This is a genomic window from Pseudomonas sp. LBUM1672 (assembly GCF_059695655.1).
In genome coordinates this window covers 5,103,106-5,123,491 of record NZ_CP166781.1, presented here as the reverse complement: position 1 = coordinate 5,123,491, position 20,386 = coordinate 5,103,106, and the positions used below count along the sequence as shown (strand labels likewise).

General features: G+C 59.1%; 14 protein-coding genes. 5 read left to right on the top strand and 9 right to left on the bottom strand.

Translation table 11 applies throughout. The features are described 5' to 3' along the window. Positions 1 to 234 precede the first annotated feature (234 nt). Positions 235 to 693: an REP-associated tyrosine transposase gene (locus ACA053_RS23390; protein WP_497393817.1), complete on the bottom strand. Its 459-nt coding sequence runs from the start codon at positions 691 to 693 to the stop codon at positions 235 to 237. A 680-nt stretch (positions 694 to 1,373) separates the two neighbouring features. On the opposite strand from ACA053_RS23390, the gene ACA053_RS23385 reads away from it, so the two are divergent. Beyond that, a complete protein-coding gene (locus tag ACA053_RS23385) occupies positions 1,374 to 2,795 on the top strand; it encodes an amino acid permease (RefSeq protein WP_497393816.1) in 1,422 nt (473 codons plus the stop codon). 270 nt (positions 2,796 to 3,065) lie between these two features. On the opposite strand, the gene ACA053_RS23380 is transcribed toward ACA053_RS23385, so the two are convergent. Then, positions 3,066 to 4,190: an OpgC family protein gene (locus tag ACA053_RS23380; RefSeq protein ID WP_497393815.1), complete on the bottom strand. Its 1,125-nt coding sequence runs from the start codon at positions 4,188 to 4,190 to the stop codon at positions 3,066 to 3,068. Positions 4,191 to 4,438: 248 nt separating this feature from the next. Here ACA053_RS23380 and ACA053_RS23375 point away from each other — a divergent pair, with 248 nt between their 5' ends. Further along, entirely contained in the window at positions 4,439 to 5,944 is a 1,506-nt protein-coding gene (locus ACA053_RS23375; RefSeq protein ID WP_497393814.1) for a glucosyltransferase domain-containing protein, read from the top strand. A 118-nt stretch (positions 5,945 to 6,062) separates the two neighbouring features. Continuing rightward, positions 6,063 to 6,437, top strand: coding sequence for a GtrA family protein (locus tag ACA053_RS23370; protein WP_497393813.1), 375 nt, complete (start codon positions 6,063 to 6,065; stop codon positions 6,435 to 6,437). Between the two features lie 50 nt (positions 6,438 to 6,487). Here ACA053_RS23370 and ACA053_RS23365 read toward each other — a convergent pair whose 3' ends face one another. Further along, positions 6,488 to 8,107, bottom strand: a complete 1,620-nt coding sequence (locus ACA053_RS23365; protein WP_109634525.1) for an FMN-binding glutamate synthase family protein — start codon at positions 8,105 to 8,107, stop codon at positions 6,488 to 6,490. Positions 8,108 to 8,332: 225 nt separating this feature from the next. Beyond that, on the bottom strand, positions 8,333 to 9,133 hold the full coding sequence (locus ACA053_RS23360) for a helix-turn-helix transcriptional regulator (protein WP_497313440.1): 801 nt from the start codon (positions 9,131 to 9,133) through the stop codon (positions 8,333 to 8,335). Positions 9,134 to 9,257: 124 nt separating this feature from the next. Between ACA053_RS23360 and ACA053_RS23355 the strand changes: the two genes are divergently transcribed. Then, positions 9,258 to 10,079, top strand: coding sequence for a carbon-nitrogen hydrolase family protein (locus ACA053_RS23355; protein ID WP_497313438.1), 822 nt, complete (start codon positions 9,258 to 9,260; stop codon positions 10,077 to 10,079). Between the two features lie 239 nt (positions 10,080 to 10,318). Next, the gene (locus tag ACA053_RS23350; protein WP_497393812.1) at positions 10,319 to 11,644 is read left to right on the top strand and encodes an APC family permease; all 1,326 of its coding nucleotides are present in this window, start codon (positions 10,319 to 10,321) and stop codon (positions 11,642 to 11,644) included. A 213-nt stretch (positions 11,645 to 11,857) separates the two neighbouring features. Here the strand turns inward: ACA053_RS23350 and ACA053_RS23345 are convergent, their stop codons facing one another. From ACA053_RS23345 to ACA053_RS23325, 5 genes are read right to left on the bottom strand one after another with little or no spacing between them, the layout of a single operon-like run. Beyond that, positions 11,858 to 13,264, bottom strand: coding sequence for an ATP-binding protein (locus tag ACA053_RS23345; protein ID WP_497393811.1), 1,407 nt, complete (start codon positions 13,262 to 13,264; stop codon positions 11,858 to 11,860). After that, positions 13,261 to 15,072, bottom strand: coding sequence for a DAHL domain-containing sensor histidine kinase (locus tag ACA053_RS23340; protein WP_497393810.1), 1,812 nt, complete (start codon positions 15,070 to 15,072; stop codon positions 13,261 to 13,263). Before ACA053_RS23340 ends, ACA053_RS23345 begins: the two co-directional genes overlap by 4 nt. Then, the gene (locus tag ACA053_RS23335) at positions 15,069 to 16,028 is read right to left on the bottom strand and encodes a cytochrome-c peroxidase (RefSeq protein ID WP_497313432.1); all 960 of its coding nucleotides are present in this window, start codon (positions 16,026 to 16,028) and stop codon (positions 15,069 to 15,071) included. The genes ACA053_RS23340 and ACA053_RS23335 overlap by 4 nt, the downstream gene beginning before the upstream one ends. 44 nt (positions 16,029 to 16,072) lie before the next feature. After that, the gene (locus ACA053_RS23330; protein WP_497313430.1) at positions 16,073 to 17,947 is read right to left on the bottom strand and encodes a putative bifunctional diguanylate cyclase/phosphodiesterase; all 1,875 of its coding nucleotides are present in this window, start codon (positions 17,945 to 17,947) and stop codon (positions 16,073 to 16,075) included. Next, positions 17,944 to 20,247, bottom strand: coding sequence for an EAL domain-containing protein (locus ACA053_RS23325; RefSeq protein WP_497313428.1), 2,304 nt, complete (start codon positions 20,245 to 20,247; stop codon positions 17,944 to 17,946). Before ACA053_RS23325 ends, ACA053_RS23330 begins: the two co-directional genes overlap by 4 nt. Between the last annotated feature and the right edge of the window lie 139 nt (positions 20,248 to 20,386).

Sequence of the window (20,386 nt, the reverse complement as noted above, 5' to 3'; positions counted from 1 at the left end):
CGAATTCTCACCGTCAAGTGCTTGTGGAAAGGAGCTTTTGGGGGGGATTTATGCGATGAGAGGATTGGTGAGGAATTTATGTGGCGAGGGGATTTATCCCCGTTGGAGTGCGAAGCGCTCCCCTGTGTCCTTTCAGTAACTCCGCATCGACAGGTTTACGGCTGCTGCGCAACCGAACGGGGATAAATCCCCTCGCCACATAGTCCCTTCACCACAGGGCGTTCGGTAGTGCCGTTACAACCAGCATGCATCCCAGAGGGGGTAATCGCCAATTTTGTCTACGAGCCCTGCTCTCAAAGGGTTGGCAACGATGTAACGAGCAAACGGCAGAAGCTCTTCGCCATCACGAATAGTCCGGTCGTGATAGCCGATTTGCCACAAAGAGCCATTTCGGCCGGTCGTTTGGTTTACTGCCTGGGCGCATCTTGCTTTGGTAGCACCAATGACATTCCCCAAGTTGCCTTCTTGCAATTGCATCAGCCAATGAAAGTGATCGGGCATAACCACCCAGGCGATTGAATTCACTAACCTGGAGTCGTGTGCCCGTCGCATTTCTGCGACAAGCAGGCGGCCTAATTTCCAGTCAGAAAAAACGGGTCGGCGATCATGGATGACTGCGGTGATGAGATAGGCGCGACCGGTTTCGGAGTAACGACCCAAGCGCAGGCGATGAGAGTTTGGTTGAGTAGGCAATCCATTGCTTCCGTGCATGAAAGTTAAGTGAGGTTTCAGGCTAGTAGGCAGTGATCTGTATCGACGCTGAGACTGTTGAGCGAAATTTCTGATTCTTTTGCAGGGCTCACCAAAGTGATTGGCAGAACCTCTGGGATGAGGGAGCTGTTGTGGTGAGGGGATTTATCCCCGTTGGAGTGCGAAGCGCTCCCCTGCGATTTCAGCCACACCGCATCCGCAGATTTTACGACTGCTGCGCAGCCGAACGGGGATAAATCCCCTCACCACATAAATCCCCCCCTTCACAGGCAGCGGTTCTCATCACATTGAGGCATTCAGGTCTGGAATGCTTGAGCCAGACACGTCGAGCAGTAAATTAGCCCCAGGCAGGGGCATGACGATGCACCAATGCTGTGCAATACTCGGCGGCGCTTCAGCTGGTGAATAATCCTACAGATGCCAGGTAATGCCCCTCCGCAAACCGGGCTTTTCCCGAGAGTTCTGCCTGAATGTTGGGGTTTATAGAGTGAAAAACCCTTTACGAAGCTTTTTATACTGCACGCCCCGCTGATCTTGCAGGTGTTGTCCTGCAAGACGGGTTTGCTCACGAAGCAGGCCCGGTTTCTCAGAAGCAATGGCTTACCGGTCAGCGCTTTGTTACTCAGTGGTCATATCCAATAACAAGACGAGGTTGTACCCCTATGCCAGTCGGCAATCACCTGCCTCACGGCGAGACCGCTCAGGGCGGCCCGCTTAAACGCGAACTCGGCGAACGGCATATTCGCTTGATGGCGCTCGGTGCCTGTATCGGCGTCGGCCTGTTCCTCGGTTCGGCCAAGGCCATCGAGATGGCCGGTCCCGCGATCATGCTGTCCTACATCATCGGCGGTCTGGCGATCCTGGTGATCATGCGCGCCCTCGGCGAAATGGCCGTGCACAACCCGGTTGCCGGCTCCTTCAGCCGTTATGCCCAAGATTACCTTGGCCCCTTGGCGGGCTTCCTGACCGGCTGGAATTACTGGTTCCTGTGGCTGGTGACCTGTGTCGCGGAAATCACCGCAGTGGCGGTGTACATGGGCGTCTGGTTCCCCGATGTGCCGCGCTGGATCTGGGCACTCGCCGCGCTGATCAGCATGGGTTCGATCAACCTGATTGCCGTAAAAGCCTTCGGTGAATTCGAGTTCTGGTTCGCCCTGATCAAGATCGTCACCATCATTGCGATGGTGGTCGGCGGCATCGGTGTAATTGCGTTCGGCTTCGGCAACGACGGCGTAGCGCTGGGGATCTCCAATCTCTGGGCTCACGGCGGCTTCATGCCCAACGGCGTGCAAGGCGTGTTGATGTCCCTGCAAATGGTGATGTTCGCCTACCTCGGCGTCGAGATGATCGGCCTGACCGCCGGTGAAGCGAAGAACCCGCAGAAGACCATTCCCAATGCGATCGGCTCGGTGTTCTGGCGGATTCTGCTGTTCTACGTCGGCGCGTTGTTCGTGATCCTGTCGATCTACCCGTGGAACGAAATCGGCACTCAGGGCAGCCCGTTTGTGATGACCTTCGAGCGTCTGGGCATCAAGACCGCCGCCGGCATCATCAACTTCGTGGTGATCACTGCGGCGCTGTCGTCCTGCAACGGCGGCATCTTCAGCACCGGGCGCATGCTCTACAGCCTGGCGCAGAATGGCCAGGCCCCGGCCGGTTTTGCCACGACCTCGAACAACGGCGTGCCACGTCGGGCGCTGCTGTTGTCGATCTTCGTGCTGTTGCTGGGTGTGCTGCTCAACTACATGGTCCCGGAAAAAGTCTTCGTCTGGGTGACGGCGATTGCCACCTTCGGCGCGATCTGGACCTGGGTGATGATCCTGCTGGCCCAGCTCAAGTTCCGCCAAGGCTTGAGTGCCAGCGAACGTGCCGGCCTGAAGTACAAGATGTGGCTGTATCCGGTCAGCTCGTACCTGGCGCTGGCATTCCTGGTGCTGGTGGTCGGCCTGATGGCGTACTTCCCGGAGACCCGCGTGGCGCTGTACGTGGGACCTGCGTTCCTGGTGCTGCTGACGGTGTTGTTCTATGTGTTCAAGCTGCAACCGACCAACGTGTCGCAAGGGGCGGTGAGTTCGGCTTCGTAAGTCGTAACGCCTGAAACGCAAAAGCCCCGGTCCATTGGCCGGGGCTTTTTATTAGCTGATGAAATCCCTGTGGCGAGGGGGCTTGTGTGGCTATGTGGTTTCTGTGGTGAGGGGATTTATCCCCGTTCGGCTGCGCAGCAGTCGTAAAACCATAGCACTCGGTATACCTGACACATCGCGATTGCTGGTTTTGGGGCGGCTGCGCCACCCAACGGGGATAAATCCCCTCGCCACAAAAGCTCCCTCGCAACAATGTTTACTTTGCCGATGTCACGCGGTGGTGACTTGAACCGACCGATTCAGACGCTTATTGAAATCCAGCCAAACCCCCAACAACCCCATCAACCCCGCCCCCACCAACGCGGTGAAGATTTGCATGGCAAACGCATCGTCAGTCAGGGCGTTGACCATGTCCGCCAACGGCGCCAACAACACCCCGAGGCAGAACACTTCCAGCGAATAACGCCCCATGCGACTGCATTGCTGCGCCAGCCAGTTCTGCGTCCAGCCAGTGTCCGGCAACAGTTTCGCCGTGACGTACGCCAGCGCCAGAAAGTGCAGCAGGCGCACCGACGACAGGTCGGTCTTGCTGATCGGGTACAACAGATTGCTCAGGCTGGTCGGTACCACCGCATCATGCAGTTGCGGCCATCGCCACAATACGGTCAGTACACCGGCAACGCCTGCGTATAACGCCGCACTCACAAACAATGGCTGGCGCAGCAATGAGCGCCTGTCGGGCAAGCGTGGGCGCTGCGCGTGAATCGCAGCGGCACCGCCGAGTACGAACAACAGTTGCCAGGCGACGGGGTTGAAGTACCACACGCCGTCCTTGATGGCGGCCAGATTCCAGCCGAACAACGGCACCGTCAGGTACACCGCAAATGACATCGCTACCACCACCCATGGTTTGCGCACGAATATCGGCAGCACCAGCGGCAAACCTGCCAGCAGTACGATGTAGAGCGGCAGCGGGTCCATCAGGTTCGGTTTGAAGCGCAGCAGCAACTCATCGATCAAGGCTTGCTGCGGGTTGCTGATGAAGTGGTGCATGCCCATTTCCTCGACCAGGTCGCGGGTCTCCACATGGCTGTTGGCGAAGAACACGATGCCCATCAGCATCGCCAGCAGGAAAATATGCACCACATACAGCACCCAGGCGCGGCGCAGGATTTTCACGCAGGCAATCAAGTAACCGTCGCGCGCAAGGATCTTGCCGTAGGCCAGGACCGCCGCGTAACCGGCGAGAAAAACGAAGACTTCCGCGGCGTCGCTGAAACCGACATTTCGCAGGGTGATCTGACCCAGCGGGTTGTGGGGCACGTGATCCCAGAAAATGAAGATCAGTGCCAGGCCCCGGAAAAAGTCGATCCGGTGGTCGCGTTCAGTCGTCATGGCGGCGGGCTCTTGAACGGGTTTTGAAGTAGGAGCGCTGGCGCCACAAAAGGTTGCGCGCCGCACATAGGCGGCGCGCAGGGTGCAGGGAATCGCTGGCAATTGCAAAGTGCGGATATTACGGAATGTCTCTGTGCATCACCGAGGGGGTAACCGCCTGTCTAAAAGCCTTGCAGCCCCGCGATCTCTGGCTACCGTCGGTTTCAAAGCTTTACCGATTGAAGGCGGAATTCCCATGAGGCGCCGGCATGAAGATCAGCGAATGGCTCGACAAAGAGCTCACAGGCCGTCAGGTCGGGTTGATATTTCTTTTTGCGACGCTGATTTACGTCCTGCCGCTGATCCTCGCGGATTTCCCCTACATCGATGACAACTGGCGTGCCCTGGCCGCAGGTACCGGCTGGGCGCAGGAGGGCCGGCTGTTCGCGCAATGGTTCTACAACCTGCTGACCTTCAGCGGTGCCGCGCCGAATATCTTCCCGTTGCCGCTGTTGATCGCCACGCTGGCAATGAGTTGGTCCCTGACCCGGCTGACATTTCACTACTTCCCCGAACCGACGTTTGCCCATTGCCTGGTGCTGCTGCCGCTTTGGTACAACCCGTTTTTCCTGCAAAACCTGTCGTACCAATACGACGGACCGACCATGGCCCTGAGCCTGGTGGCGGTGATCTACGCGATCACGTTTCAAAGCCCCTCGCGCGTCCAGCAACTGCTGATACCCGCCGCGCTGATTGCCTTGGCCATCGGGCTTTATCAGGTCAGCTTCAATGTGTTTCTCGGGCTCTGTTGCCTGGAGTGGCTGCGGGGGGCGAACGACAAATTGGCATGGCCCGCGTGGTGGCGCTTGATCGGCTGCAAAGTCGTTCAAATAGGTCTGGCCGGGTTGATCTATTACGCCACCGCCTATTCCTTCATGACTCATAGCCGTACCTCATTGTTGAACGGGGCAGCGGCGCCGCTGCTGCAAGTTGAAATCAATGCGGGCCGAGTGCTGGAAAAAATCGTGCTGCTGTTCCATGGCGGCTTTGCCTGGGTGTTCGCCGCGCTGTTGCTGTGCGCCGTCGCCGGTGCCGTGTGCGTGGGGCAGCGTGTGGTGGAGCGTGCGGACACAGGCCTGGAAAAAACCACCATCGGCCTGCTGTGTCTTTTGCTCTTGCCTGTCCTGATGGTGCTGGTGCCGGGGGCCTCGTTGTTTTTCCGCGACTTCAATGAAGGCGCCCGCACCTTGATGGGTTTTGCTGTGGTGCTGGTGCTGCTGTTCTACCTGAGCCATCGGGCGTTGGCGTCGGTGCATGGAAAACTGCCGTTGCTGTTGCTGGTTCCGCTGTTGGCGATGCTCTCGCTGTCCTTTGCTTATGGACGTGTGCTGACGTTACAAAAAACCTTCGCGACGAATGCGCTGTATGCCTTGAGTGCCGACATCGCTTCGCGCCCGGCATTGCGCGACGCCAAGCGTATTTATATGTCGGTGACGTATTCGGATCACTGGCTGGTGAGCGCAGCCGGGTCGTTCAAGCAGATGCCGGTTTTGCATTACCTGCTGAACACCGACTTTTACATGCTCGCGGAAAACCTGCCCAAGGCAGGCATTACCAATGTGGTCAGGGAAAAGGAACGGCGCAACGCCACGCGAGTGGGATACCAGGGTTATCCACCGCTGGTGGACAGCCTGTTCTATCGCATTTATCTGCTGGGGGATTACGGCTTTATCGTTATCAAAGAACCCGTCCGCGTCCCCTCGCTGCAGTGGTGAACCCATGACCGTTGGTCTGGAATGCCGCGCTACCTGTTAGTTCTTACAGTAGACGCGCAACGGTCTCCGACTTTAGGTTTGAACCGCACCTGAAACGGGAACAGTTCAAGGAACGGACATGAAAGCTTTATGGAAAGCATTCTCCACCTATGCGGTCGTTGGCGTGGCCAATACGCTGATTCACTGGCAGATCTTTTACGTACTCACCGTCGCCGCCGAGCTGAGTCAGGCCGCCAGTAATTTTGCTGCGTTTTGTGTGGCCGCGACCTTCTCATTCTATGTGCATGCGCTTTACACGTTTGAGGCCGGGGCGTCGGTCCTTCGTTATCTTATGTATGTGTTCTTTATGGGGGGCATGAGTTTCGTGGTCGGGCATTACGCCGATGTCTGGAAAATCCACGGGCTGGTAACCGTAGGGTCGTTCTCGTTGTTGAGTATGATCTGCGGGCTCTTCTTTTCGGGATTTGTCCTGTATGGAGAGCGCGAAGCGTGAAAGTGTCGCTGATGCCAGCCTTCCCATAAGGCTGGCATGCAGGACAATTTTTACGCGGCAACCACCTCATTAGGCTCAAAACTGTCCGCCCGCGCCATCTGCCACATCCGCGAGTAAAACTCGCCGTTCACCTCACCGGTGAGCAATTCCCCCGGTTTCAGGAACACATGCAACTGAGAGAACAACTTGATTTCGGTCGCTGACATACGCCGCACCAGATGCTTGGCCGACAGCTGTGATGGATGATCAAGGCCGGCCGCCGCGAGCATTTCCGCCAGCGCCTTGAGCGTGTTGCGGTGGAAGTTGAAGACGCGCTGGGCCTTGTCCGGGACCACCAGCGCACGCTGGCGCAGGGTGTCTTGAGTGGCGACGCCGGTTGGGCATTTATTGGTGTGGCAGCTTTGCGACTGGATGCAGCCGATGGCGAACATGAAGCCGCGTGCCGAGTTGGCCCAGTCGGCGCCGATGGCCAGGACGCTGGCGATGTCGAAGGCACTGACGATCTTGCCGCTGGCGCCGAGTTTGATTTTGTCGCGCAGGTTCAGGCCGACCAACGTGTTGTGCACGAACAGCAGGCCTTCGCGCATCGGCACGCCGATGTGGTCGGTGAATTCCACGGGGGCGGCGCCGGTACCGCCTTCCTTGCCGTCGACCACGATGAAGTCGGGGAGAATGCCGGTCTCCAGCATGGCCTTGGCGATGCCCATGAATTCCCACGGATGACCGAGGCAGAACTTGAAACCCACCGGTTTGCCGCCGGACAGCTCGCGCAGTTGCTGGATGAAATGCATCAGTTCGATCGGCGTGGAAAACGCGCTGTGTCGCGACGGCGAGATGCAGTCTTCACCCATCAGGATGCCGCGGGTTTCAGCGATCTCCTTGGTGACCTTGTGCTTGGGCAGGATGCCGCCGTGACCAGGTTTGGCGCCTTGCGACATCTTGATTTCGATCATCCGCACTTGTGGCGTTTGCGCTTGTGCGGCGAAGCGTTCCGGATCGAAGCGTCCGTCTGCGGTGCGGCAACCGAAGTAGCCGCTGCCCAGTTCCCAGGTGAGGTCGCCGCCGTTTTCCCGGTGGTACGCGCTGATGCTGCCTTCGCCGGTGTCGTGGGCGAAGTTGCCGAGTTTGGCGCCCTGGTTCAACGCGCGAATGGCGTTGGCGCTGAGCGAGCCGAAGCTCATGGCCGAGATGTTGAACACCGAGGCCGAGTACGGCTGGGTGCACTGCGGGCCGCCGACGATGACCCGGAAACTGCTCGGGTCGCTCAACGGCGCCGGGCGCATCGAGTGGCCGATGAATTCGAAACCCGACTGGTACACATCGATCAGGGTGCCGAAGGGTTTGTCGGCGCTTTCATTCTTGGCCCGCGAATAGACCAGCGAACGCTGGGCCCGGGAGAAGGGCAGGGCGTCGCTGTCGGATTCGAGCAGGTATTGGCGGATTTCCGGACGAATGCCCTCCACCAGATAACGGATATTGCCCAGGATCGGGTAGTTGCGCCGCACCGCGTGAGGGCTTTGCAGCAGATCGAACAGGCCCACGAGGCTCAAGACGCCGGTCACGGCGGTGATCGGCCAGAGCCAGTCGTGTTCGAGGAAGGGCAGGCTGGCGAGGGTGAAGATCACGCAAGCGGCAAAGAAGGCGTAGCGGCTCAAGAGTGACAGGCTCATACGGGTTCCTTGGGTTCGGACTCAATGGGTTGCAAACCTGTGGCATGGGCTTTTGTGGCGAGGGGATTTATCCCCGTTAGGTTGCGAAGCAGCCCCCAAAACTATTCACCGCGGTTTAACTGAAAGACCGCATGCATAGGTTTTACGACTGCTTCGCAGTCGAACGGGGATAAATCCCCTCGCCACAGGGACTCTATCGACACAGGAAAGCATTTCAAGGCTGCTTCAGGCATTTTGCGCCTGGAGAAATATCGAAAACAGCTCCGACTGGGATTTGATCCCCAGCTTGCTGTACATGTGTTTCTTATGGACTTTCACGGTTTCAGCAGAGATTTCCAGCTTACGGGCGATTTCTTTACTGGAGCAACCGCTGAGCATCAAGCGCCCGACATCCAGCTCCCGGGCGGTCAATTGCGCGCCCTTGAGTTGTTGCACTGACGCTTCCAGCTGCACCCGCCAGTCGCCCTGGACCGGTGCCGGTGCAAGCGCCACGACTTCGTTGATTTCGTAGGGCAAGCGCTGGCGCAACAGGCCGAGCACCCACGGCTGGATCAGCGACAGCAAGGCAATCTGCTGGCCGCTGAAACGCTGCTTGCTGCCCAGCGACAGGCACAGCGTGCGATCGCCTTCGAGCTGGCAATTGAACTGGATTTCATCGGCCACCACATTCAGACGAAAGTAGCGTTGGTAATACTCGGTCAGCTCGAAATGCTCCGGCGCCACTTCCGACAGGCGATACAGGCCGGTGCGCGATTGCTCGCGGCAGGCGATGTAGAACGGGTCGAGCAAATAGAGCCCACGCAGATAATCCTGGAACAACTGGTCGGGGCTGCCGTCCTCGCCCGGGCATTCGGCGAACACTTGCGGGTGCTGGTCCGCGCTGAAAAGCAGCGCCACCCAGCTGTCGAAGGTCACGTACTGGTCCAGCAGGCGCACCAGCTGCGTCCAGAAATTGGGCTTGTCCAGGGCGTCGATCAGTTGCCCGACCGAGCGGTGCCAAGCGATATCGTCTAATGAAAGTGTCATGCCTCTACCCCTATCGGGTTACCCCAGCGGCGTGATTCCCCGGCCGGTGGCTTGCTGCGCATACTGGCGCACAGACACAGACCGGGCAATCTTTCTGCCGCCCGGCCCATAACAAGGACTACTCATGAAAGTCGAACTCGCCCAGTTGGCGGGCCGTGACAACGGCACAGCGTACAACCTTGAACGCGCCCTGGCGGCCATCGCTGCCTGCAAGGCTGACACGCAGCTGATCGTCTTCCCGGAAACCCACCTGATGGGCTTTCCGTCCGCCGCCACCGTGGCCCAGACCGCCGAACCGCTGGACGGACCCACCGTCAGCGCCATCGTGGCGGCTGCCCGCGAGCGCAACATCGCCGTGGTGATCGGCATGGCCGAGAACGACAACGGCCGCTTCTACAACACCACGCTGCTGATTACTCCGGATGGCATCGCCCTGAAATACCGCAAGACGCACCTGTGGGCGTCGGATCGCGGAGTGTTCGAAGCGGGCGACCGTTACGCCACGTGCGTGTGGAACGGCATGCGGGTCGGCCTGCTGATTTGTTACGACATCGAGTTCCCGGAAACCGCCCGTGCCCTGGCGCAACTGGGCGCCGAATTGCTGATCGTCACCAACGGCAACATGGACCCCTACGGCCCGACTCACCGCACCGCGATCATGGCCCGCGCCCAGGAAAACCAGGCGTTTGCGCTGATGGTCAATCGGGTGGAAGAGAGCGATGACGGGTTGGTGTTTGCCGGTGGCAGCGCACTGGTGGATCCGCTGGGCACCTTGTTGTTCGAGGCCGGGCGCGATGAAGGGCAGTTTGCGGTTGAACTGGATTTCAGCCGGCTGGAGGCGGCACGCAAGGACTATCGGTACTTGGATGATCAGCGGTTGAAGTTGGCTGGGGAGGTGGTGGAGCAGGTCGACGGTGTTCGGGAGTTATTGATTCCTGACCGTTGACCGAGCCCTCACCCTAGCCCTCTCCCAGAGGGAGAGGGGACTGACCGAGGCGATTCAAAGCGCTACATCGACCTGAATTACCGAGTCGAACTCAGGATTTGAAACACATGGAGATCTGCTCCCTTTCCCCCTCTCCCCCATGGGGAGAGGGCTGGGGTGAGGGGTGGCTTTTGAACTGGACGTAAATTTTTGCCGAACTCGGCTCTGCCATAAATCTAATAAATTCGGAGTAGTCGCTCATGGCTCGTTTGCAACGCACCCTGTCATTGGGTTCGGTGGTGCTGTTCGGCATCGCCTACATGACGCCGATCATCGTGCTCGGCACCTTTGGCATCCTCGCTCAATCCACCGCCGGCATGGTTCCGGCCGCGTATCTGGCGGCGCTGGTGGCGATGTTTTTCACCGCCATGAGCTACGGCCGAATGGCCTCGGCGTTCCCCGTCGCCGGCTCCGCCTACAGCTATGTACGCAAGGCGATCAGCCCGAAACTCGGCTTCATCGCCGGCTGGGCAGTGCTGCTCGACTACCTGTTCCTGCCGATGGCGATCTGGCTGATCGGCGCCGCCTACCTCAACTCCGCATTCCCGGCCGTGCCGCAGTGGATCTGGGTGCTGGCGTTCATCGGCATCACCAGCGCGATCAACATCGTCGGCCTGAAACTGGCCAACGGCATCAACGCCATGCTGATGCTCGTGCAATTCCTGGTGCTGATCGCCTTCGTCGCGCTGTGCATCCACTACGTCGGTGGCGATGCGAGCACGCCTTTGTGGTCGATCAAGCCGTTCTTCAACGGCGACATGCAGATGCCGCTGATCATGAGCGGCGCGGCCATCGCCTGTTACTCGTTCCTCGGTTTCGACGCGGTCAGTACCCTGACCGAAGAAACCCGCGACCCACGCCGCACCATTCCGCGGGCGATCATGCTGATTACCCTGATCGGCGGGCTGATCTTCGTCAGCGTCTCGTACTTCGTGCAGATCGCCCATCCCTCGTTCCAGTTCGACAGCGTTGATTCGGCAGCCTATGAAATCGCCCGCAACATCGGTGGCGACCTGTTTGTGACGATCTTCCTGATCGGCCTGATCGTCGGCCAGTTCGCCTCGGGCCTGTCGGCTCAGGCCAGCGGTTCGCGTCTGTTGTTTGCCATGGGCCGTGACGGTGTGCTGCCTAAATCGTTTTTCGGCAACTTGCACGAACGCTTCGGCACACCGGTCAACAGCATCCTGTTATGTGCCGTGGTCGCGTTGCTGGCGCTGAAACTGGACGTCACCACTTCGACCTCGTTCATCAACTTCGGCGCGTTCCTGGCGTTCAGTCTGGTGAATTTGTCGGTGATCTTTCATTACTGGATCGGTGGTGAGAAAAAGGGTCTGCGTGAGTTCGTGCTGTTCCTGCTGTTCCCGTTCATTGGCCTGGCGGCGGATTTGTGGCTGATGGTCAGCCTCGATCACCTGGCGATCTACCTGGGGCTGAGCTGGCTGGCGATTGGCGTGGTGTACCTGGCGGTGCTGACCGGTGGATTCCGCCGCCAGCCACCGGAGATGGATTTCCAGGAGGCCACATAACCCCCGGACACTGCATAACCCTGTGGGCGCGGGCTTCTGTGGTGAGGGGGCTTAGTGGTGAGGGGATTTATCCCCGTTCGGCTGCGAAGCAGTCGCAAAACCATTGCTTGCGGTGTATCTGATACACCGCAGTTTTCGATTCGGGGCCGCTTCGCAGCCCAACGGGGATAAATCCCCTCGCCACAAAGGCTTGCTCCTACATTTCGATGGTCTTCAGGCCGCGGAGTTTGTTTGGTGCACCGGCAACTCGACCCGGAACGTAGTGCCCACGCCCACCTCACTGCGCACCGAAATATCCCCCCGATGCTTCTTCACAATGCCATAGGACAGGGACAACCCAAGCCCTGTGCCCTGGCCCACCGGTTTGGTGGTGAAGAACGGGTCGAAGATTTTCTGCAGGCTGTCCGGCGCAATGCCGGACCCGGTGTCTGCCACTTCGATCCACACCCGTTCACCCTCAACCCCGGTGCTCAGGGTGATGGTGCCCCGTTGTGGGCCCATCGCCTGGGATGCGTTGACGATCAGGTTCATGATCACCTGATTGATTTGCGACGGCAGGCATTCGATGTCGGGCAGCAGCTGATACACCTTCACCACATCGGCCTTGTACTTGAGTTCATTGGCGACGATGTTCAGGGTCGATTCGATGCCTTGTTGCAGATTGGTCCACTGCCATTCCAGGTTGGAGTCCACCCGGGAGAAGTCCTTCAGGTCCTTGACGATCTGCCCGACGCGGTTGATGCCCTCCTTGGATTCCTTGATCAGCAACGGAATGTCGTCGCGCAGAAACTCCAGCTCGATCCGCTCACGTAACTGCCCAAGCCGTTCGATCACCTCACTCGACGCAATCGCCTCTTCGGCCTCGCGATAGGCGTCGAGCATTTCCTGCAGTTGCTTGAAGTAGCCGTCGAGGCTGCCGAGGTTGGAGGAAATGAAGCCGATGGGGTTGTTGATTTCATGGGCGACACCGGCCGCCAATTGCCCCAGGGAAGCGAGTTTTTCCGATTGCACCAGTTGCGATTCAAGCTGTTTGCGCTCATCAATTTCCCGCTGCAACGCCTCGCTGGCGTGTTTGAACTCGGTGGTGCGCTGGTCTACCAGATGCTCCAGGTGGCTCATCTGCACAAACGCGCGCTCGGTCATTTCCCATTTGGTCAGAAGAGTGCTGGCCATCTGCTGGACTTCGATGTTGTCGAACGGTTTTTTCAGGATCAGCAAGCGATCGTGGGCGTGGAGACGGTCCAGCAGTTCATCCCAGGAATAGTCGGAATACGCGGTACACACCACCACTTGCAGTCGCGGGTCTTCCTGCCACAGATGTTCGATCGTCTGCGCGCCGTCCCAGCCCTCGGGCATGCGCATGTCCACGAACGCGAGGGCGTAGGGGCGGTTTTCCTGCAAGGCCAGAGTCAGTTTGCCCAGGCCTTCCTGGCCGCCATACGCCGAATCCAGTTCGAACAGGGCAGTGGTGGCTTTGACTTCACTGCCAAAAAGCGTGGCTTCCATTTCGTCCAGTTCGACGTGCTGCACCGAAACCGGGGTGAGGATCTTGCGAAAGTCATCGTGAATGGACGGCGTGTCGTCGATCAGCAGAATGCGCCGGTTCGAAAGCTCACTCATGCTTCCTCCTGAACGGTATTCAACGGGATCTGCAGGGTGAATTGTGCGCCCTTGCCAGGTCCGTCGCTGTGGGCGCTGAGATGGCCGTTCATCTCGATCGCCGCCAGTGCGCAGCTGTGCAGACCAAAGCCGTGACCTTCCTTGCGGGTGGTAAAACCGTGGGCAAAGATGCGCGTCATGTTCTCCGGCGCAATGCCCTCACCATCATCCTTGACGCTGATTTGCAGGGTGGAGTCTTCGACGATTTTCACCCCCAGGGTCATTTGTCGCCGCCGATTGCTGAGGTCGGACATGGCGTATTTTGCATTACTGATGAGGTTGATCAGGATCAACAGCAACCGGTGCTTGTCGCCCATGACCTGCGGCACCTCGTTGTACTCCTTGACCACCGTGACGTGATGCCGGGTCAGGGCGCCGGAGTTCATCCGCAAGGCGTCCTCCAGCAGTTCGCTGATGTGCAGCGGTTCCATCAGGCTGTTGGCGCCGGCGTAGGACTGCTGGGTGGCGACGATGTCCTTGATGTGGTCGACACTTTTGGTCAGTTGGGCCAGTTCCTCGGACATGCTCTGTTGTTCAATCGCAATGGCGTCGACCAGTTGATTGAGGTAGCCGGGCAGCAACTGGCCTTTCTCGTCCTGGGTGAGGAAGGCGCCCAGGTTGCCTTGGTGTTCGTTGATCAACTGCATCGCCTTGCCCAGCCCCTGGGCCTTGCTGCTACGCAGTTTGCGGCTGACCAGGTCGGCAGAGATGTTCACACTGTTGAGCACGTTGCCGACGTTGTGCAGCACATTGGTGGCGATTTCCGCCATGCCGGCCTGGCGCGCGGTGTCCAGCAGTTCGCTCTGGGTATCCTTGAGTTCGCGGGTGCGCTCTTCGACCCGTTTTTCGAGGTCGTCATTGGCGGATTTCAGGGCTTTGTTGACGCGATTGATCACCGTGAAACTGCGCATCAGGTGAATCGCCAGGTACACCAGCAACAACACCAACAGCACTGAAAACACCAGCATGTAGAAGTGATAACGCTGGTTGACCGCGTCGGTACGCTGCTGATCGTTGTTCAGCAGGTCGGTGATGCCGTCCAGTCGTTCGGCCACGGGGATGGCCTCGATGTTTTCCAGCAAGCGGTTGACCACCGGCTGTTCACGCAGAATCAGTTCGATGTGATTGTTGAGAACCTCCAGCGGACTGTGGAATTCCTCCGGCAGACGCAGTTTGTTCACTTTCAGTTTGCTCAACCCCACCAGGATTTCGGCAGCCTTGTTGTCAGAGGTGACCATGGCGAACTCCATGGTGCTGAGGACCAGGTCATAGGTGTCGTTGGCGATGTTTTGCAGTTGCAGTTTGTCGCCGTCCTGCAACTGGGCGAGGGGTTCCTGGATGTCGTCTTCGGCGGTTGGCAGAAACGCCAGTGAGTTGCGCAGCACGGCATTGTGGGATTTGAACTGCTCCACCAACCGGATCTTTTCCTCGAAGGCGCTCAGGTACGCATCATGGCTGGCAAGCCAGACAGGCGAGGCGTTGCGGCCGTGATTCGACTCCATCGTGTCGAACCGTTCCCACAGCAGCGTCATTTGGGTCAGTGGCGTGACCAGCGGATCGTAATTGTGGTTGATGGCAATCCTTGCCTTGAGGATTTCCGTCTCCCATTGAGCGTTCAGCTGTTTCATCCGGGAAATCAGATCCCGGGATTCGGTGTAGGTCGACGTCTGGTCCGAGCTGGATTTGAGGTACAGAAACAACAGTATCGAGGCCAGCATCAGGGCGACGATACCAAGGAGTGTCAGGCTGCGGCGGCGGGACATTTTCATAACGGCTTGCCCTCCCATTCACCGGTCAGGGTCTTGAGGAATTTGATGATCAGCACCCTGTCTTCAGGGGAGGGGATGCGCCCCAGCTGGAACTTGAACATCACGTCGACCGCCTCTTCGAGGGTTTTCGCCGAACCGTCGTGAAAGTACGGCGCAGTCACGGCGACGTTACGCAGGCTCGGGACCTTGAACACGTTGCGGTCCTCTTCGTCCTTGGTCACCAGGTACCGGCCCAGGTCGGTTTCGGTACGGTTGCCTCGAGTTTCGAAGTAATCGCCCATCACCCCGAACTTCTGGAACATGTTGCCGCCGATGTTGATCCCCTGATGGCAGGTGATGCAGCCGTATTCCTTGAAACGTTGGTAACCGTACTTCTCCTCGCGGGTGAGGATGTCGGTGTCGCCCAGCAGGTATTGGTCAAAACGCGAGTTGGCGCTGATCAACGTTCGCTCATAGGTGGCCAGGGCGTTTTGCACATTGATCATGGTCACACCATCCGGGTAGGCATCGCCGAACGCGGTTTGATAAGTCGCGTCGGCGGACAGCGTTTGCACCACGTGTTCCCAGTTGCTGCCCATTTCACTGGGGCTTTGCACCACGGCGTGGATCTGGGTTTCCAGTGTGTTCGCGCGGCCGTTCCAGAATTGCCGGAAGTTCAGGCTAGCGTTGAACACGCTCGGGGTGTTGACCACCACGGGCTGGCCGTTGAAACCGATGGAAAACGCCTTGTTATCGGCGCCACCGCTTTCCAGGCGATGGCAACTGGCACAGGACAGGCTGCCGTTGACCGACAAACGTGGCTCATTGAACAACCGGCGCCCGAGTTCAACCCGCAGAGGGTCCTGCTTTGGCACGGCCGGCAGCGGCTTTAACGGTTCGTCCAGTGGCGCGCCGCTGGCTGTCAGGCACAGCCCGAGCAGAGGCATCAAGAGCAAGCGGTAGAGAAATGGCGACATCTTGTAATTCCTTGGCTGATAGCCCGTGTGTCGCTGCATATCGATCATGTGGCTGCAGGGGGAGGGAGTTTCACCGACGTCAGATACTGTACGAAGTCATCCGGCGCCACGGCTTTGCTGAAGTAGTAACCCTGGCCTTCCTCGCACTGATGGGCCTTGAGGAAATTCAACTGTTCGAGGGTCTCCACTCCTTCGGCGATGATGGTCAGCTTGAGGCTCTTGCCCAGGCTGATGATGGCGCTGACCAGGGCCGCGTCGTTGATGTCACAGCTCAGGCCGCGAATGAACGACTGATCGATTTTCAGCACATCGATGGGAAAACGTCGCAGGTAACTCAGGCTGGAATACCCGGTGCCAAAGTCATCGATGGCCAGCCGCACGCCCATTGCCTTGATTCGGTTCAGGGCGGTGACGGTGGCATCGACGTTCTGCATCAGCACGCCTTCGGTGATTTCCAGTTCCAGCAATGACGGATCCAGACCGGTTTGTGCGAGGACCTGTTCAATGCCCTCTACAAAACTGCGCTGGCGAAAATCGATGGCCGACACATTCACCGACATACACAGCCTCGGCAGCCCCGCAGCCTGCCAGGCGCAGGCTTGCCGACAGGCTTGGGCCAGCACCCATTTGCTCAACGGTACGATCAGGCCACTGTCTTCGGCCACACCAATGAAGTCCGACGGGTAAACCCAGCCATGCCCCGGTTTCAGCCAGCGAATCAAGGCTTCTGCACCCACCACCTCACCGGTGCCCAGGTCGAGCTTGGGCTGGTAATGCAGGACAAATTCGTCGCGCTCCAGGGCCAGGCGAATACCCGACTCGATGGTCTGCTGGTCCCGGGCGCGCTGGTTCATTTCTTCAATGAAAAAGCGGAAGTCGTTGGGGCCGCTTTCCTTGACATTGCGCATCGCGGTCTCGGCTTTCTTGATCAACGCGATCGCATCGAAGCCGTCATCGGGGTAGATGCTGATGCCCAGGCTGGCGGTCACGCTCAGGTCATGGCCGGCGATGTGCTGGGTTGTGCCGATGGCGTTCAAGAGTTTTTCAGCGATGCCTTTGGTCTGCTGAGGATGGCGGATGTCAGCGAGGATCACCACGAACTCATCAGAGCCGTAGCGAAACACCGAGTCGGATTCGCGCACCGTCGACACCAGGTTATGCCCGACCCGTTTGAGCATCTCGTCACCGGCCGGATGGCCCAGCGCATTGTTGATGCGCTTGAAGCGATCAAGGCCCAGAAACATCACCGCCAGTTGCTTGTCATGGCGGCGGGACAACGCCAGGGACTGGTTCAGCCGATCACCGAGCAACGTGCTGTTGGGCAACTCGGTCAAGACGTCGTATTGCAGCAGGTGAGACACCTTGAGCAGTTCGTGGACCCGCGCCTCGATGGTCTGCTCCAGGCTTTGCACTTTCGTCGCCGCGTCCTGCGTCATCTGCCATTTCCAGGTCAGGGCGCTGGCCATCTGGCGGATTTCCAGACTGTCGAAGGGTTTTTTCAACACCAGCAACTGGTCGCCAAACTCCAGCCGTTCAGCCATGTCTTCCCAGCTGTAATCCGAATAGGCGGTGCACAAGGCGATTTGCAGGTGTGGGTCGACCTTCCAGAGTCGTTCGATGGTTTCCAGCCCGTCCCAACCCGGCGGCATGCGCATGTCGGTGAACGCCATGGCGTAGGGGCGTCCTTCCGCCAGGGCGCGCATGACCAGTTCGAGGGCTTCCTGGCCCTGATAGGCGGAATCGAGTTCAAAGGTGAGCCGAGCCTGTTGTTGCACGCCGAACAGTGCCTCTTCTGTACCGGCGAGGGTCTGCTCGTCCTCGGTGTCGGGGCCGAGGATCTTTCGAAAGTCCCGATGGATCGAGGGCGTGTCGTCGATGATCAGGATGCGCCGGTTGGTCTGGACGAACGGAGTTTTCATTCCTTGTCCTCCGTGGCGTGCGGGTTGTCCAGGATCGGTCCGTGTTCGTCACTTGCGGGCACGATGCTGCCGGCTTTGAGCAACTGTGCGGCTTGTTGGCTGCTGACCGCCTTACTGAAAAAGTAACCCTGTGCGTTCATTGGCGAGCCTGTGGCCATCAGCGAACTGCGCTGTTCCTGGGTTTCGACACCTTCGGCGATGATTCCGATCCCTACCTCGCGAGCGAAGTTGATGATTGCGCGTAAGGTGTTGGCGCTCTCCGGGTCGCGGGCCGCGGTATCGATGAAGGCCTGGGCGAGTTTCAGGTGATTGACCTGGTACGTCTTGAGGTAATCGAACGAGGAGTATTCAGTGCCGAAGTCGTCGATGGCGATCTTTACTCCCAGCTCCCGCAGGCGCGGCAGCACGTCGTTGTGGGTCCATTTGGTCTGGGCCAGGGTCGCTTCGGTGACATCGAAGCGCAGGTCCCAGGCACACAGTTCCCAGCGCGCGGTGGTGCGCAGCACGTCATAGATCAGCTCGGGCCCGCTTTTCAGCTGGGCCAGGGACAGCTTGATGGCAATCACTGGCGGCGCCATGCCGTCGTCGCGCCACTGGCGCATTTGCTGGCAGGCGCGATCCAGCACCCAGTGACCGAGGGCGATGATGGCGCCGGTTTTTTCCGCAGCCGGCAGGAACGCCGGCGCTTCCAGCAAACCGCGCTCGGGGTGGTTCCAGCTGACCTGGGCTTCCATGCCGAGGATCTTGCCGCTGCTCAGGTCGACTTCCGGCCAGTAATTGAGTTCGAGTTCTCCGTGTTCAATGGCGGTTTTCAGATCGTTGGCGATGGTCATGCGCTCGACCACCTCCTGATTGATCTCCTCAGAGTGGAAGTGATACTGGTTGCGGCCCTTTTCCTTGGAGCGATAGAGCGCCATGTCGGCCTGGTTCAGCAGGCCGTCGGCGCTGGTGATGAGCGGCGAATAGCTGCTGATGCCGATGCTGACCGAGACGCGCACGTCATTGCCGGCCAGGGAGTAGGGGAGCACCAGCGCATCGCGGACCTTGCCGGCCAATGACGCAGACTGGGTCGGGTCGCTGACGTCCAGTTGCAAAATGGCGAACTCGTCGCCGCCGAGGCGGGCGACCACATCGTTTTCGCGCACGCAGGCTTTGATGCGCCGGGCCACTTCCTGCAGCAACAGGTCGCCCACCGGGTGGCCGAGGGTATCGTTGATCCGTTTGAAGTGATCGAGGTCCAGATAGAACATCGCGAACGGTGTGGCGCCCCGACGCGCGGCGGCGAATGCCTGGTGCAGGCGCTCGATCAAGGTGGCACGGTTGGCCAGCCCCGTCAGCCCGTCAGTGCGGGCCAGCAGGGCGATTTTCTCCTCGGCGACCTTGCGTTCAGTGACGTCGATGATGATCCCTTCGACTTCCAGCAGACGTCCTTCGTCGTCACGCACCGGGATATAGCGGTTTTCGACCCAGCGCCAGTCACCGTCGCCGGTGCGCATCCGGAACTCGATGGAAGCGCCTAAAGCGTGGCGATCCAGCACCCGGGCCATGGCCGTGTCGACTTTCGATTGGTCGTCGGGATGAATCAACTCCCGGGCCCAGTTGGCCGAGGCGACCAGATTCGCCGCAACGTGACCGTACTTGGTGATGTTGTGGGAGATGTACATCAGCGGGAATGACGGTTCGCCCCGCAGGCGATAGAGAATGGTCGGGCTGTTCTGCACGATGATGTTGGCGTCAGAGAGCTCCCGGGTGCGCTCTTCGACGGCCTGTTCCAGCAATGACATCTTCAGCTCGGCGTCTTCGGTCATCTGCCATTTTGCGGTCAATGCGCTGGCCAGCTGGCGGATTTCGATGGCATCGAAGGGTTTTTTCAGGATCAGCAGGCGATCGCCCAGTTCGAGGCGTTCATCGATGTCTTCCCAGGAATAGTCGGAATAGGCGGTGCACAACGCCACTTGCAGCTTGGGATCGACCTGCCACAGCCGTTCGATGGTTTCCAGACCGTCCCAGCCCGGCGGCATGCGCATGTCGATAAAGGCCATCGCGTAGGGCAGGTCGTTAGCCAGCGCTCGCTCGACCTTGTTCAGTGCTTCAAGGCCCTGAAAGGCCGAATCGAGCATGAAACTTTGCAGTGTGGCCGTCGCTTGCATCCCGAACAGGGCTTTTTCGGCGCTGATCAGCTCGTCGTCTTCGCTCGATGGCGGGCTGAGGATCTTGATGAAATCCGCATGAATGGAAGCGGTGTCGTCGACGATAAGAATCCGACGGTTGGTGCGCGCGAGCAGCGTATTCATAGGCATACGCCGGGAGCGGTGGCAGTGTGGAGCGGTGTGCTCATAGGGGCATCCTTTCCCTGATCACGTGGCGAAGCATCGTTAATGGATCCGAGTGAACAGAGCATAGTCGCCCGTGCAGCACTTCGCCCGTCGACTGAAACGA

Coding starts and splice junctions, on each gene's coding strand:
- ACA053_RS23355 (WP_497313438.1), top strand. CDS start 9,258: ATGAAAGTCGAACTCGCCCAGTTGGCGGGCCGTGACAACGGCACAGCG.
- ACA053_RS23385 (WP_497393816.1), top strand. CDS start 1,374: ATGCCAGTCGGCAATCACCTGCCTCACGGCGAGACCGCTCAGGGCGGC.
- ACA053_RS23370 (WP_497393813.1), top strand. CDS start 6,063: ATGAAAGCTTTATGGAAAGCATTCTCCACCTATGCGGTCGTTGGCGTG.
- ACA053_RS23345 (WP_497393811.1), bottom strand. CDS start 13,264: ATGAGTGAGCTTTCGAACCGGCGCATTCTGCTGATCGACGACACGCCG.
- ACA053_RS23360 (WP_497313440.1), bottom strand. CDS start 9,133: ATGACACTTTCATTAGACGATATCGCTTGGCACCGCTCGGTCGGGCAA.
- ACA053_RS23365 (WP_109634525.1), bottom strand. CDS start 8,107: ATGAGCCTGTCACTCTTGAGCCGCTACGCCTTCTTTGCCGCTTGCGTG.
- ACA053_RS23335 (WP_497313432.1), bottom strand. CDS start 16,028: ATGTCGCCATTTCTCTACCGCTTGCTCTTGATGCCTCTGCTCGGGCTG.
- ACA053_RS23375 (WP_497393814.1), top strand. CDS start 4,439: ATGAAGATCAGCGAATGGCTCGACAAAGAGCTCACAGGCCGTCAGGTC.
- ACA053_RS23330 (WP_497313430.1), bottom strand. CDS start 17,947: ATGAAAACTCCGTTCGTCCAGACCAACCGGCGCATCCTGATCATCGAC.
- ACA053_RS23325 (WP_497313428.1), bottom strand. CDS start 20,247: ATGCCTATGAATACGCTGCTCGCGCGCACCAACCGTCGGATTCTTATC.
- ACA053_RS23380 (WP_497393815.1), bottom strand. CDS start 4,190: ATGACGACTGAACGCGACCACCGGATCGACTTTTTCCGGGGCCTGGCA.
- ACA053_RS23340 (WP_497393810.1), bottom strand. CDS start 15,072: ATGAAAATGTCCCGCCGCCGCAGCCTGACACTCCTTGGTATCGTCGCC.
- ACA053_RS23350 (WP_497393812.1), top strand. CDS start 10,319: ATGGCTCGTTTGCAACGCACCCTGTCATTGGGTTCGGTGGTGCTGTTC.